The sequence below is a fragment of the Dyella sp. KRB-257 genome, from assembly GCF_049445995.1.
Taxonomy (GTDB): Bacteria; Pseudomonadota; Gammaproteobacteria; order Xanthomonadales; family Rhodanobacteraceae; genus Dyella_A.
Genome location: NZ_JBMSDZ010000039.1, coordinates 1 through 12,865, shown reverse-complemented (window position 1 = coordinate 12,865; position 12,865 = coordinate 1). Strand labels below are relative to the sequence as shown.

Below are 12,865 nucleotides of genomic sequence, written 5' to 3'. Positions count from 1 at the left end.
GTGGCGAGCGGCTGCGCGGCGGGCAGGAACGACGGGGGAAATGATCATCAGCACCCCTCGCCACGACGACTTTTTGCGCACACTGCGCAACCCAACGGCTCAACGTGTCGTGCACATCGCCAACTCCAGCGCGAATCGGGCGCTCGATGGTGGTCGGCGCGCTATGCTCGGAGCGCGTCACGGAATCAGGCCGAAGCTATCGCCCTTGAAACCGCCGCGCCGCTGGAAGTGGCCGACCCGACCAAGAACCTGATTCTGGTGCCGCTATCGCAGTTGTTGCCGCGCCGCTCCAAGCGCAACGTGCGCACGACCCCGCGCCAGTCCATCCCCGAACTGGCCGCGAGCATTACCCGCGTCGGCCTGCTGCAAAACCTTGTCGTCATCCTCGCCGCCCAACATGAGGACGGTGGCGAGCAGTACGAAGTCGTCGCAGGCGACCGCCGCCTGACCGCGTTGAAGCTGCTGGCGAAAAAGAAGCGCATCGCCGCCGACGTTGAGGTGCCGTGCCTGCTGGTGGCCGATGCGTCCGCCCGTACCGTGAGCCTTGTCGAGAACGTGCAGCGCGAGGCCATGCACCCCGCCGACCAGTTCGCGGCCTTCGCCGCGCTGGTCAAGGAAGGCCGTCCCATCGAGGACATTGCCGCCGACTTCGGCGTGTCCCCGCTGGTGGTGCAGCGTCGCTTGAAGCTGGCGAACGTCTCGCAGCGCCTGTTGGCCGATTACCGCGCCGGAGCCGCCACGCTGGAACAGTTGATGGCCCTGACCATCACCGACGACCACGCCGCGCAGGAAGCTGCGTTCTACGGAGCGCCGGAATGGCAGCGCAGCCCGCCCGCGCTGCGCGACCGTCTGACCGAGCGCGAAATCACCGCCACGCATCCGCTGGTGCGCTTTGTCGGACTGGACGCCTACGCGGCGGCAGGCGGCGACATCCGCCGCGACCTGTTCGCCGAAGGCGATGCCGGAACCTACCTAACCGACGCAGCACTGCTGGAATCGCTGGTGTGCGCCAAGCTGGACGCGCAGGCCGAGGACGTGCGCGCCGAGGGTTGGGCGTGGGTGGAAGCCGTACCGCACATGAGCCATGCCGACCGGCAGACGTTCCAGAACGCGCCGCGCCAGCGCCGCGAGCCGAGCGCACGCGAAGCCCGCCGCATCGCTTCGCTGCAAGGCCGTCTCGACAAGATCGACACGACGCTGGAAGAAGCCTACGACGCCGAGGACAAGGACAAGGTGGCCACGCTGGAAGAACGGCGCGAGCAGGTGACCGGGGAGCTGCAAGCCATCGAGGACGCCTTGCAGGACTACGCGTCGGACGTGCGCGCCGTGGCCGGTGCCATCGTTACCATCGACCGCGAAGGCGAAACCGTGATCTATCGCGGGCTGCTGCGCGAGGCTGAGGCCAAGGCGCTGCGCACGCTGCACCGGCTGCGGCAGGGTTTCGCGGAGGGCGGAGCCACGAACGAGGACGAAGGCGATGCCGACGAAGCACCGAAGGCCGCGAACGTTTCCGACCGGCTGGCGCAGCGGTTGAGCGCCCACCGCACGGCGGCACTGCAAATCGAAGTCGCGCAGCATCCGCACGTCGCGCTGGCCGCGCTGGTGCATGGCATGGTGCAGACCGTCTTGCAGCCCAATGCCTACCGCGACGGCCTGCCGCTCGGCGTGCGCCTGACCGTGAAAGACCGGCTGGAAAACCTTGCCCAGGACGTGTCGGAATCGCCTGCGGCGGTGGCGTTGCACACCCTGCAGGAAGTCGCGGGCGAAGCCTTGCCGCAGGACAGCGCCGAACTGTTCGCCGTGCTGCTGGCGAAATCGCAAGACGAGCTGGTGCGGCTACTGGCCGTCTGCGTCGCGGCCACGGTGGACGTGGTGACGCCGCGCGCCACGCAGCGCCGGCCCGGCACGGAACTGGCGCAGGCCGTGGGGCTGGACATGGCCGCATGGTGGAAGCCGACTGCCGAGGGCTATTTCCAGCACGTACCGAAGGCCGCGATTCTGGAAGCTGTCGAGCAGTACGCCTCGGAACACGTCACCCGCTTGTCGAAGCTCAAGAAGGGCAACATTGCCAGCGAAGCCGAACGGCTGGCCGAGGGTAGCGGCTGGATGCCTGCCGTGTTCCAGACCGAGCACCACACGGAGCCAGAAAGAGTACCGGGTGCGGCGGGCGCCAGCGACGCGCCGAGCGATGCTGCCGACGAGGTGGAGGTCCTCGCGCTGGCCGCGTGATCTAGCAGAATGACCCCGGCGCGGTTCGTGCCGGGGTTTTCCCCGAACCGGGGCGCGGCAGGTTTGCCACGCCCGGTTTCAACGTCCACAGCAAAATCGCGCCGTCACCGCCTTCGGCCAGGCGGCGACAGCGTGCGCTCCGGTCGGAGCGCGAAAGCCGATCAGCCGGGCTTGGGGATTTTGGCCATCAAGGCTTCGGGATAAGCGACTTCCTGCTTCACACGATCCCACTCCGCCTTGAGCACTTGTTCTGTAAGAGTGGTCGATTGATCGATCAGAATCACCATCCTTTCCATCAACGCCTTGGCATCGGCGTCCGTGCGACTGCCCTGTAGCTTACTTAGGACGGTGCGAACGTCACCCAGGCATGTACGCAGGGTTATATGCAGCGGTTCCCGAGGATTGAGCCGGAACGTGACGCGAAAGTGCCGCTCTTGGTGTTCCCGGTCACGCGCGCCGTTTTCTGCAGAAAACGCATCCGCCGCTTCCTGCAGGATGCGATGGGAACGTGCCGGATCGTCGTGGGCTTCCTTGCTGATTCTGAGCGCGGTCCTGCTGCGCAGCGCATCCCACTTCCATGCGATTTCTTGAGATAGCGCTAGATGGAATGCCATGTCCGTGCGCAACTCATCGATCCACTTCTGGCGCTTGTCGGCCACGAATGCCGCGGTAGCGCGATGCGAGACGAGGCGCTGCATGTCGAGCGTGTCTTCGGACTGCTGCGCCGATTGCTTACGGCTGCGCCATGCGATGTAAAGTTGAATGGCGATACCGGCAGCGGAAATTCCGGCTTGGATGAAAACAATGTTGGTGGTCACGGGATGGCTCGTTCGCGTTCTTTGTGAATGGTGTGAGCATAGCCGACCGAACCGCGCGACCATTGACGGTGCCGTGTCGTCGCGTGCGCAGTTCCCCGGCCACGGATGACCGGACACGATGCGCGCGCCGGCGTCCACGCCGGCCGGGCTGTCGGGCTGCGCCCCGTGTCGCCTTCGTCGTCACGGCCATGCGGCTTCCATCCCTCACGCCTTCGCGCCTGCGGCGCTGCGCGCTCCGCTTGCCACGTGCTTGCGCCCCGCCGCAAGGGACGGGGCTTGTGGGGCTACGCCCCAGCTTGCTGTGGCAGGTTGTGCCAAAGCGTGCCGTGCTCGACGCTGACGGTTCGCCGCCTGGTCGTCACGAAGGACGGTTCACCGACACGCCGCTCGGCCTTGCCCTATGGAGCTTCCACGCCGCGTCTCAAGCACATCGCCGCGAGTTGCGGCAGGGGGCGTTCTCGCCTGTCGTTGGGGTGTTGGCCTCGCCCGCGTCAGGGTGCAAACCGGTGCAGCCATCATGCGGAGATGCCGAGTCAGCCATATCTCCATCCGGGACAGGCGGCCCGTGCGTCCTTGACTTGTCGTGAATCCTGGCGGGGACGCGGCTGCGCCTTGGGCTTCATGGCCGCAACCTTCCAGTACAAACAATTTCCCCGCCGCTGCGCGGCTTCCTCGCGAGACAAATTGTTTGCGCTTCCAGGTTCTCCACGCTGTTGCGACCGCTGCGCGGTGCAGCCAGCCCATTCCCCGTCGGCCGGATCACAACAAGGACGCACTGGCGCGACCTTGTTCAACCCGAAAGGAGAAACGTCATGGCTAACATCGGCACCTTCACCGCAGAGAAAGACGGCTTCACCGGCACGCTCCGCACCCTGACGCTCAACGTCAAGATCAAGCTGGTTCCCAACGACAAGGGCGACAGCGAGAACGCCCCCGACTTCCGCGTGCAGGCGGCGGGCCACGACATCGGCGCAGCGTGGAAGAAAGTCAGCAAGGCCGAGCGGCCCTACGTGTCCGTGACCCTCGACGATCCATCGTTCCCGGCAACGGTCTATGCCCGCCTGATCGAGAACGAAGATGGCACGCACGACCTGGTCTGGTCGCGCAGCAAGCCGCAGCAGGCGGACTAACCGCCGCCCACCGCGCCCTGCCCATCGCGGCGGGGCGCAGTGCTGCCAGAGGCAGCACGGCAACAGCTACGCGCCGGACGCCGCAAGCTGGCTTTCCGTCGCGCTCATCAGTGCAGCCGTGCTGCACTCCAACGCGCTGGCGATCTTGAAGATGAGCGCCAGCGTGGGCATGTGCTCGCCGCGTTCGATCTTTCCCAAGTGGGAACGCTCGATCCCGGCCTGGTTCGCCAGCAATTCCTGGGCGATGCCGCGCTCCGTCCGCAATGCACGCACCGCCGCACCGAACGCCTGGGCCAGTTCGGCATCGAAGGTGGTGGCGCCGGCCGGTCGGCCGGGCTGGACGGGACGCTTCTGCATGGACAGAAGCGTCCGTTCGCGGGACAATTAAAACCACGTTATCTTTAACTCATCGACGGCAATTTAGCCTGTTGCCGTGTTACTGAAATCCGCTTTGACGGATTTCGACAAAACCGGAGAGCCGCTTCCGTGTCTTTCCTGATATGTACCATTGCGCATCGACGTTTCCGTGCATGGTCGGATTCGATGGCATGCGCCTTCGTGCTTCCGCACGAAAGCATGCATCCGCTTCGACGCTTCCGCGTCTTGGCGGCAAAGCGTATCCACGCATCGTCGGTTTCGTGGGATTCCCGGCCATGACCCAGCCACTCGTTACCGACGAACAACGCGCGCAACTGCTCGCCGTCGGCGAGGCGCGCGCTATCGGCCAGCCCATCGACCCAATGCCGGTGGTCCGGCTGTTCACGCCGGACGCGCACGCGACCTGGCTGCTGGCCGCGCTTGATCCCACCGATGGCAATACCGCCTGGGGGTTGATCGACCTTGGCATCGGGATGCCCGCGCTGGGCGTGGTGAAGCTGTCGGATCTGGCCGCTATCGTCGGGCCGCTCGGGCGGCCCGTCCTGCGTGACCTGTATTTCCACGCGGCACGACCGCTGTCCGGGTATGTGCGGCTGGCACAGCTCGACGGTTCGATCCCCGACTGATCGTCTTGCTTCCTTTCTTTCTTCGTCTGGCTCGATACCCGGCGAGTCTGAAACGCCACTCTTGCGTGGCGCGGTGGTCTGCCTGACCGAAAAAGTCACGATGCGGGCCGCGGCTTGGGGCAGGGTGTTCCGTGCGGCGTGCGATTCGCGCACGCCGCACCGTCACGATTCGGACTGCACGTGCAAGATGCCGGAGCCTATCGGACTTGACGCTGCTGGTTACTTTACCTCGTGCCTGATGACGCCTTGAAGTGATGCCGTAGTCCCTGCACAGCGACGATCGTGGCGATGTTCCTGCTCAATGAGGGGAGCGTGCATCATGGCCGATCGAAGCGCCGAACCTTGGTATTCCACCGCCGCGTATCTCTACGTGCTGCACCTCGACGGCCCCGCGCTGGCTTGGGAGTACCTGCGCAGGAACCCCGACTATCGGCGCGACTGGCTGCGCCATCGTCGCCACCCCGAGGCGGCGCACGCCTGGGGCCTGCGCCTGCTCGCAGACCCGGCGCGGGATGCACGTGACGCGCATCCGGCCTGGTTCCCCGATCACGACAGCGTGCTCCAGCTCTACCCGGATGCCGATCCGCCGCCGACGGCCGTCGTCTTCGCGTTCTGGCGCATCCCCGGCCACAAATGCCTGATCCACGACGGCAAGCGCCTCCTGCTGCTGGCGCGGTGGCCCGGCGGTTGCCTGCGGCTGGCGCTGGCATCGGGCCTCGCGGACGGCATGGCCTACGTCCATGTGCTCCGTGCCAGCGCCTCGGTCGGCACGCTCCAGCGTGGGTTGACGGCTTGGCTGGAGCAACGCGCCGCCGCCGGCGGTGCCGCGCCTGCAGCATTGACTCGCAGCCGGCCCACACCTGCCGCACTGCTCGAACTACACACTCTGCAGGCGCTCGACGCGACCCTGGCGGGCGCGTCCTTGCGCGAAACGGCGGCGGGACTCTTCGGTGCGGATGTGGTCGCCGAAAGCTGGTACGCCGACGGCGGCTTGCGCTCTCGCGTGCGCCGACTGGTACGCCGGGGCCAGACGCTGATGCACGGCGGCTATCGCCGCCTCGCACAGCTTGAATGACCGGGGGAGGGTCGTTTTGCCTGCGCGCTAAAACGACCCTCTGCGCAACCCGCCGCTTTTCCGAGACTGCCTCCATCCGGTCGCGTTATGTGGCCGGGCGTTCCTGACCGATGGAGGTTCACCCGATGCGTCCCGCTCCCTTGCAGGCTGCTGCCGCTGTTGTCGCTACGACACCGCAACCCCAACGCTACCTCACCAACGACGAAGCCGCCGACTACCTGCGGCTGTCGCCGCGCACGCTCGAAAAGCAGCGCGTGATCGGCAACGGGCCGAAATTCCGCAAGTTCGGCCGGCGCGTCATGTACGCCGTGGCCGACCTCGATGGCTGGGCCGATCAGCGCAGCTACGAAACCACGTCTGATCCCGAGTATGCCGAGCATCACTCGGCCGACAGCCGTGCGCGCTGATCGGCGGTTCGCCGGTGGCCATCGCCATGCCCAGCCCATCGCGGGAGCGGGAACAGCTCGACCTGTTCCGCGCCTTGCCGGGCGATGGCATGGTGCCGCGCGACAGCCAGGACTTGATGGCCTTTCCGTTCTTCTCGCTGGCGAAGTCGCGGCGCACGGCACCGATCGACTTCCGCGCCGGTGGCGTCACCGTGCGCGTGGAGGGCACGCGGGAACACGGCATCGCCACGATTTGGGATGCGGACGTGCTGATCTGGGCGGCCTCGCAGATCGTGGAAGCGCGCGACGCGGGCTTGCGGCCGTCGCGCTTGATGCACGCGACACCCTACGAGATCCTGCGCTTCATCGGACGCGGCGTGTCGCTGCGCGACTACCAGCGCCTCAAAGCGGCCTTGGATCGCCTGCAATCGACCACCGTCGCGACGTCCATCCGCGAGACGACAGGACGGCGCCTGCATCGCTTCTCGTGGATCAACGAGTGGAAGGAACGGGCCTACGCCCGCGGCACGCCGCGGGGCATCGAACTGATCCTGCCGGACTGGTTCTATGCCGGCGTGCTCGACGCCGCGCTGGTGCTGACCATCGACCCGGCGTATTTCCGGCTGACCGGCGGCATCGAGCGGTGGCTGTATCGGCTGGTGCGCAAGCACGGCGGGAAACAGCCCGGCGGCTGGCAATTCGACTTCCGGCACCTGCACCGCAAGTCGGGCAGCACGGCGAAGCCCTACGACTTCGCGTGCGACCTGCGCGCCCTGGTCGCGCGGCAGTCGCTGCCTGGCTACGTGCTCGGCATCGCGCGGATGCCGGGCACTGGCGCGGAACTGCTGACCTTCCGGCCCGTGCTGGCCGCGGCACGGGGACAACCGCGGGACAAGCTGTGAATGGCCTCGTGCTATCAGGCGTGCCGGATATCGTGCTATCGGGCGTGTTCCTATCGTGCCATCAGGCGTGCGAAATCGCCGGAAAGCCAATAACGACGCGGGTTTCGGAATCTTCTAACTTCTCTAACCTAAAAACACTAACGGGTAGTAGAAGCGCGCCACCTCGGTGGACAACCGCCAAACGGCACCACTCACAACCACGAAAGGCTGGTCTTCCGAGACGGAGGGCCAATGCATGATCGTCGCGTTGCTGAACCAGAAGGGCGGGGTCGGCAAGACCACGCTCGCCACTCACATTGCCGGCGAGCTGGCAATGCGCGGTTTGCACGTCGTCCTGCTCGACGCCGATCCGCAAGGCTCGGCGCTGGACTGGACGCAGCGGCGCGCCCAGCAGGGCTTGCCGCGCATGTTCAGCGCCGTGGGCCTCGCCCGCGAGACGCTGCACCTGGAGGCGCCGGAGCTGGCCCGTCGCGTCGATCACGTCGTCATCGACGGCCCGCCGCGCATCGCCGCCTTGGCGCGCTCCGCGCTGCTGGCGGCCGAGCGCGTGTTGATCCCCGTGCAACCGAGCCCCTACGACGTGTGGGCATCGGCCGAGATGGTGGCGCTGATCCGCGAGGCGCAGGTGTTCCGGCCGCAGCTAGCGGCGGCCTTCGTCATCAATCGGCGTGTCAGCACCACCATCATCGGCCGTGAAGCGCGCAACGCACTTGCCGACCAGCCACTGCCTGCACTGCGCGCGGAGGTACATCAGCGCATCGTGTTCGCCGATTGCGTGGCCGCCGGCCGGCTCGCACGCGAAACGGCGCCCGACAGCGCCGCTGCGCGCGAGATCGCGGCGCTTACCGACGAACTGCTGCGGTGGCCGGCATGAGCCAGCGCAATAGCAAACGCATCGTCATTGGCGCGCGTCCGCCGGCGAACCCGCACGCCGAGGCGTGGGTTCGCCAGGGCGACGCCGACGGCATTCAGAAAGGCGACCTCTATACCGCGCGCCTGACCCTCGACGTCACGCCCGCGATGCGGGCGCGCATCAAGGTGTCGGCGTTCACCCAAGGCGTGACCGTCGCTGACCTGCTGCGCGAACTGCTGGAACGCGAGTTCCCGGAGAAGACCTCATGAATGCTCAGATCTCGACGGCCACGGCGTCGCCGTTACCGGCGCTCGCGGTGCTTGCCGGCCAAGCCAGCGTGGCGCCGCTGACGCGCGTCTCGCTCGTCTACGTCGAGCGGCGCATTGACGTCTACCTGCGCTTCGGTGAACCGGCGCACTTGGTGCGGCTCGACCGCTGGCGGCGCGTCGCGATGTTTTTGCCCAGCGACGTTCTGCCGTATCCGTTGGCAGGCTAACGACTATGGGACGATCCGCTGGCAGTTCATGGTAATGCAGGCGTGTACGCCGCTGGACGCGGCGCAGCGCATCTCGGGTGTGCAGCCCGGCGCGCGCCTGCTGCTGCATGCCGAGGGTGAATCCGCCGTGCGTGCCGTGCTGGCGCGGCTCGACGCCATCGAAGCGCTGGGCATCGCGCCCGTTGACGTGTCGCTCGCGTACTGGCGCACGCTCGGCAACCGCCTCGCTGCGCGCCTGCCGCTTCCCGAATACACCGCCGAGCGGCACGCCGCCTGGTTGGCGGGGAGGGCACTGCCATGACGATGGCTTTCACGTCCGAGGCCACGCCGCGTCCTCGCTCGCGCGGGCGCGCTCGTCTCGTGCTGGCTGGCCTGTCCGCCTGCGGCTTCGCCGCGCTTGCGTGGGCGGCGTTCGTGTCGCCACGGCCGCGCTTGACCTACAACCCGTCCGACAGCGTGGCGGTCGGTTGGTATCGCGTCGATCCGCTCGGCCGCCGCGCCGGCTCGCTGCCACGATCATTGTCCGTGGGCAGCATCGTGCTCGTTCCGCCGCCGGCAAAGGCCGCTGTGCTGGCCGCGTGGCGCGGCTACCTGCCGATGGGCATTCCGCTGCTCAAGCCGGTAGCCGCCGTCGCGCCGCAGAAGGTGTGCATCGTTGGTCGCGGCGTGCGCATCGATGGTGCGCGGGTGGCCACCGTATTACCCGCCGATCATCTCGGCCGGCCGCTGCCATCCTGGCGGCAGTGCCGGCGCTTACGGCCGGGTGAACTGTTCCTGTTGAGCACGACCAATCCTGCGTCGTTCGACAGTCGCTACTTCGGCCCGGTCCGCGCATCCGCCGTGCTCGGTATCGCGCATCCGGTCTGGCTGGAGACACGCCGATGATCACCACCGATTCGCTGCATAGCGTTGAGTATTCGATCGCGCCATCCGGGGTGTCGTCCCGCTGCACGTTGTCGTGTCATGCGGGTGCATTCGCTTCGCACGTCGCGCAACCTCATGCGCAGCCGCCCCAGGTGCAGGCGTCTTGCCTCGAACGCGCCCGGCCTGCGGCCATTGGCGCGTTCGCCGGCGGGCTGGCTGCAAGCAGCGCAGCGCCGCCGGGCCGCCGACGCCCGGAGCGACAGCGAGGGGCAAAGGAGGAAGGCAAGATAAAAGGTCGCGGCACCCTGGCTCGCGAAAAACCAGTCTGCACGTGGCGGTGGCGCGGCACGCGCCATAGGACGGCGGCGTGCCGCGAAGGTGCGCAACGCCGTACCGCCGTTGGTGAAATCGCGTGCCTCGTCCGCTGGACTGCGACGCCCTTGGATGGAGCAGCCCCATGAGTCAACGCGACGACGATCGTTTCCGCGTCCGTCCTGGTGCGCCGAGACAGCGAGGGGATACCTACATCAACAAGGTGCTGAGGCAGGCCAACAAGGCCGGCGCGAAGCTCCGCAAGACGGCAGGCAAGATCGGCCATCGCCCCGGTTCCCGCCTGGGGCGCGGCCACGTCGCGGCGCGTTTCGCGGGCCGTGGACTTGGGGCGAATGCCAGGCGCGTGACGATCAAAGCGCGGCTGGTAAATCTGAAACAGGCCGGGCCACGCTCGACCGCCGCGCACCTGCGCTACATCAAGCGCGAGGGCGTCGATCGCCAAGGCGGGCCGGGCCATGCCTACGGGCCGATGACCGACGACGCCGACCTTGAAGCATTCAAGGAGCACGGCGAAGGCGACCGGCACCAGTTCCGGTTCATCGTCTCGCCGGAGGACGCCGAACAGCTCGACGACCTGCGCACCTACACCCGGCACCTGACGGCACGCATGGAGGCCGACTTGGGTACGCGGCTGGAGTGGGTCGCGGTCGATCACTGGAACACCGACAACCCGCACACGCATGTCGTTCTGCGCGGCAAGGACGATACCGGCAAAGACCTCATCATTGCCCGCGACTATATCGCCGAAGGTATGCGTCGGCGTGCGTCGAAGCTGGCGACCGAATGGCTGGGGCCGCGCACCGAGCTGGAGATGCAGCGCGCCCTGCAGCGCGAAGTCGATCAGGAGCGGTGGACGGGGCTGGATCGTACTTTGCAGCGCGAGGCCGGCGACGATGGCCTGGTGCGCGTCGAACGCTTCGCCGAACCCCGGCTGCAACGCCAGCGGCAAATGCTGATCGGTCGTCTGCAACACTTGCAGCGCATGGGGCTGGCGACTGAGCAGCAACCCGGCGCGTGGGCCGTCCACGCCGAGGCCGAGCCGACCTTGCGGGCGATGGGCGAGCGTGGAGACATCATCCGCACGATGCAGCGGGCCATGGGCGGCAGGCAGCGTGAACTGGCCGTGTTCGAGCCGGGCGGCGACGGCCACATCCTTGTTGGCCGAGTAGCTGGCAAAGGCTTGGCCGACGAGTTGTACGACAAAGGCTATCTGGTCGTCGATGGCACGGACGGCAAGGCGCACTACGTCGCGCTGCCGCGGCGGTCGGAACTGGAGCGGTTCCCGGCCGGCGCCGTCGTGGAGGTGAAAGGCGCGGCCGGAGTGCGCGCCGCCGACCGCAACATCGCCGCACTGGCCGTCGATGGTGTGTACCGCACCGATCATCACTTGGCCGTCGCTCAAGGCCAAACCTGGTTCGATCGCGACCCTCGTGAAGTGGTGGCCGCCCATGTGCGCAGACTCGAAGCCCTGCGCCGCGCCGGCATCGTGGATCGCGAGGCCGAAGGTGTCTGGTGTGTGCCTAACGACTTGGCGGAGCGTGGCCGCCAGTACGATGCGCAGCGGCTTGGTGACGGTGCGGTGGTGGAGCTGAAATCGCACCTGCCCATCGAGCGGCAAACCCGCGTCATTGGTGCTACCTGGCTCGATCAGCAGTTAGTCGGTAGAGGCAAAGGGCTGGGCAACCTGGGCTTTGGTGCCGAAGTCAAGGACGCGCTACGCGAGCGCGTCGACTTCCTGGCCGAACAGGGCTTGGCCGAGCAGTGCGGGCAGCGCGTCATCCTCGCGCGCAATCTGCTGGCGACGCTGCGTGGCCGCGAGCTGGCGCAGGCCGCGAAGGACATTGCCGCCGAAACCGGGTTGGAGCATCGGCCTGTGGCCGACGGGCAGCGCGTGGCGGGCATCTACCGGCGCTCCGTCATGCTCGCCAGCGGTCGCTACGCGATGCTCGATGACGGCATGGGCTTCTCGCTGCTACCGTGGAAGCCGGTGATCGAGCAGCGGCTGGGGAGGCAACTTGTCGCGACGGTGCATGGTGCCAGCGTGTCCTGGGAGATTGGTCGTCGACGAGGGCCGTCAGTAGATTAGCTTGAATCTAACCTGATGCTCCCAGCACTTGCATTTCGATAAGAAAGTCCACAAAGGCCCTCAGCTTGGGCAGCATGTACCGATGACCGGGCCATAGGATGGAGAAGTTGCCACCCTCCAAAATGAATTCTTCAAGGGTGGATGCCAATGTGCGTGAGCCGAGAGGCTCACGCACCGCAAAGTCTGGCAAGTAGGCAATTCCCAAGCCGGCCACGGCAGCAGAAATAAGCGCCTCCACATTGTTGAATGTGTGAGTGCTGGGGACGGGAAGGCGATCCGTGCCAACCCGTTCGACATCGAACTTCCACTCCTGCAATTGACCCGTCGTGGGGAATTTGTATCTCAGGCATATATGGTTGGGTAGATCGGTGGGCGTCCGCGGCGTGCCACGACGAGCGAAATACTGAGGCGATCCCACCAATACGAAGCGGAACCTCCCTAAGGGGCGAGCCTTGAGCAGAGAGTTGCCCATATCACCGCTGCGTATGACGGCGTCGACGCCTTCGGCGATCACGTCGATCAATCTGTCGTTGAAGTCGAGATCGAGTTCGATGTCCGGATATCGGAACGTGTCAACAGTAACCCAACACACGGCGCGAGATTTCTATGTAACAACCTCGGGGATGCCGGTGTCGACCGGGGTGGGGACGAGGCGTAGGGCGCCAGCGGTGTCGAGCAGTTGCGTGGCC

The 12,865-nt window shown here is 66.6% G+C and carries 13 protein-coding genes and 1 pseudogene; 11 read left to right on the top strand and 3 right to left on the bottom strand.

All coding sequences use genetic code 11. From position 1 onward, the window contains the following. The first annotated feature begins 198 nt into the window (after positions 1-198). Positions 199-2,229 carry a ParB/RepB/Spo0J family partition protein gene (locus ACO2Q2_RS17035; protein ID WP_423257446.1) on the top strand — a complete coding sequence of 677 codons (2,031 nt, stop codon included), beginning with the start codon at positions 199-201 and terminating at the stop codon, positions 2,227-2,229. A 161-nt stretch (positions 2,230-2,390) separates the two neighbouring features. On the opposite strand, the gene ACO2Q2_RS17030 is transcribed toward ACO2Q2_RS17035, so the two are convergent. Beyond that, entirely contained in the window at positions 2,391-3,047 is a 657-nt protein-coding gene (locus ACO2Q2_RS17030; protein ID WP_423257444.1) for a hypothetical protein, read from the bottom strand. Positions 3,048-3,859: 812 nt separating this feature from the next. Between ACO2Q2_RS17030 and ACO2Q2_RS17025 the strand changes: the two genes are divergently transcribed. Beyond that, positions 3,860-4,177, top strand: a complete 318-nt coding sequence (locus ACO2Q2_RS17025; RefSeq protein WP_423257443.1) for a DUF736 domain-containing protein — start codon at positions 3,860-3,862, stop codon at positions 4,175-4,177. Between the two features lie 66 nt (positions 4,178-4,243). Here the strand turns inward: ACO2Q2_RS17025 and ACO2Q2_RS17020 are convergent, their stop codons facing one another. Further along, positions 4,244-4,534, bottom strand: coding sequence for a helix-turn-helix domain-containing protein (locus tag ACO2Q2_RS17020; protein WP_423257442.1), 291 nt, complete (start codon positions 4,532-4,534; stop codon positions 4,244-4,246). A 296-nt stretch (positions 4,535-4,830) separates the two neighbouring features. Here ACO2Q2_RS17020 and ACO2Q2_RS17015 point away from each other — a divergent pair, with 296 nt between their 5' ends. The 9 genes and pseudogenes from ACO2Q2_RS17015 (at position 4,831) to ACO2Q2_RS16975 (ending at position 12,176) form a co-directional block, all read left to right on the top strand. Next, the gene (locus ACO2Q2_RS17015; protein WP_423257441.1) at positions 4,831-5,181 is read left to right on the top strand and encodes a DUF2958 domain-containing protein; all 351 of its coding nucleotides are present in this window, start codon (positions 4,831-4,833) and stop codon (positions 5,179-5,181) included. A gap of 319 nt (positions 5,182-5,500) precedes the next feature. After that, a complete protein-coding gene (locus tag ACO2Q2_RS17010) occupies positions 5,501-6,256 on the top strand; it encodes a DUF7011 domain-containing protein (protein WP_423257440.1) in 756 nt (251 codons plus the stop codon). Positions 6,257-6,381: 125 nt separating this feature from the next. After that, on the top strand, positions 6,382-6,663 hold the full coding sequence (locus ACO2Q2_RS17005; protein ID WP_423257439.1) for a helix-turn-helix transcriptional regulator: 282 nt from the start codon (positions 6,382-6,384) through the stop codon (positions 6,661-6,663). A 26-nt stretch (positions 6,664-6,689) separates the two neighbouring features. Continuing rightward, the gene (locus ACO2Q2_RS17000; RefSeq protein WP_423257445.1) at positions 6,690-7,544 is read left to right on the top strand and encodes a replication initiator protein A; all 855 of its coding nucleotides are present in this window, start codon (positions 6,690-6,692) and stop codon (positions 7,542-7,544) included. A gap of 235 nt (positions 7,545-7,779) precedes the next feature. Continuing rightward, positions 7,780-8,418, top strand: coding sequence for a ParA family partition ATPase (gene parA / locus ACO2Q2_RS16995; protein ID WP_423257438.1), 639 nt, complete (start codon positions 7,780-7,782; stop codon positions 8,416-8,418). Then, positions 8,415-8,666 (top strand): chromosome partitioning protein ParB, encoded by a 252-nt coding sequence (locus tag ACO2Q2_RS16990; protein WP_423257437.1) that lies wholly within the window; start codon positions 8,415-8,417, stop codon positions 8,664-8,666. Before parA ends, ACO2Q2_RS16990 begins: the two co-directional genes overlap by 4 nt. Further along, positions 8,663-9,194 (top strand): annotated as a pseudogene (locus ACO2Q2_RS16985) (DUF2840 domain-containing protein). Before ACO2Q2_RS16990 ends, ACO2Q2_RS16985 begins: the two are co-directional and overlap by 4 nt. Further along, positions 9,191-9,778, top strand: coding sequence for a S26 family signal peptidase (locus ACO2Q2_RS16980; protein ID WP_423257436.1), 588 nt, complete (start codon positions 9,191-9,193; stop codon positions 9,776-9,778). Before ACO2Q2_RS16985 ends, ACO2Q2_RS16980 begins: the two are co-directional and overlap by 4 nt. 436 nt (positions 9,779-10,214) lie before the next feature. Further along, positions 10,215-12,176 carry a relaxase/mobilization nuclease domain-containing protein gene (locus ACO2Q2_RS16975; RefSeq protein WP_423257435.1) on the top strand — a complete coding sequence of 654 codons (1,962 nt, stop codon included), beginning with the start codon at positions 10,215-10,217 and terminating at the stop codon, positions 12,174-12,176. Positions 12,177-12,183: 7 nt separating this feature from the next. Here ACO2Q2_RS16975 and ACO2Q2_RS16970 read toward each other — a convergent pair whose 3' ends face one another. Beyond that, positions 12,184-12,768 (bottom strand): LysR substrate-binding domain-containing protein, encoded by a 585-nt coding sequence (locus ACO2Q2_RS16970; protein WP_423257434.1) that lies wholly within the window; start codon positions 12,766-12,768, stop codon positions 12,184-12,186. Between the last annotated feature and the right edge of the window lie 97 nt (positions 12,769-12,865).

What these genes read in the sequence shown, in the direction of transcription:
- parA (WP_423257438.1), top strand. Translation starts at nt 7,780, where the DNA reads ATGATCGTCGCGTTGCTGAACCAGAAGGGCGGGGTCGGCAAGACCACG.
- ACO2Q2_RS17005 (WP_423257439.1), top strand. Translation starts at nt 6,382, where the DNA reads ATGCGTCCCGCTCCCTTGCAGGCTGCTGCCGCTGTTGTCGCTACGACA.
- ACO2Q2_RS17000 (WP_423257445.1), top strand. Translation starts at nt 6,690, where the DNA reads ATGCCCAGCCCATCGCGGGAGCGGGAACAGCTCGACCTGTTCCGCGCC.
- ACO2Q2_RS16975 (WP_423257435.1), top strand. Translation starts at nt 10,215, where the DNA reads ATGAGTCAACGCGACGACGATCGTTTCCGCGTCCGTCCTGGTGCGCCG.
- ACO2Q2_RS16990 (WP_423257437.1), top strand. Translation starts at nt 8,415, where the DNA reads ATGAGCCAGCGCAATAGCAAACGCATCGTCATTGGCGCGCGTCCGCCG.
- ACO2Q2_RS17025 (WP_423257443.1), top strand. Translation starts at nt 3,860, where the DNA reads ATGGCTAACATCGGCACCTTCACCGCAGAGAAAGACGGCTTCACCGGC.
- ACO2Q2_RS17020 (WP_423257442.1), bottom strand. Translation starts at nt 4,534, where the DNA reads ATGCAGAAGCGTCCCGTCCAGCCCGGCCGACCGGCCGGCGCCACCACC.
- ACO2Q2_RS17010 (WP_423257440.1), top strand. Translation starts at nt 5,501, where the DNA reads ATGGCCGATCGAAGCGCCGAACCTTGGTATTCCACCGCCGCGTATCTC.
- ACO2Q2_RS16980 (WP_423257436.1), top strand. Translation starts at nt 9,191, where the DNA reads ATGACGATGGCTTTCACGTCCGAGGCCACGCCGCGTCCTCGCTCGCGC.
- ACO2Q2_RS17015 (WP_423257441.1), top strand. Translation starts at nt 4,831, where the DNA reads ATGACCCAGCCACTCGTTACCGACGAACAACGCGCGCAACTGCTCGCC.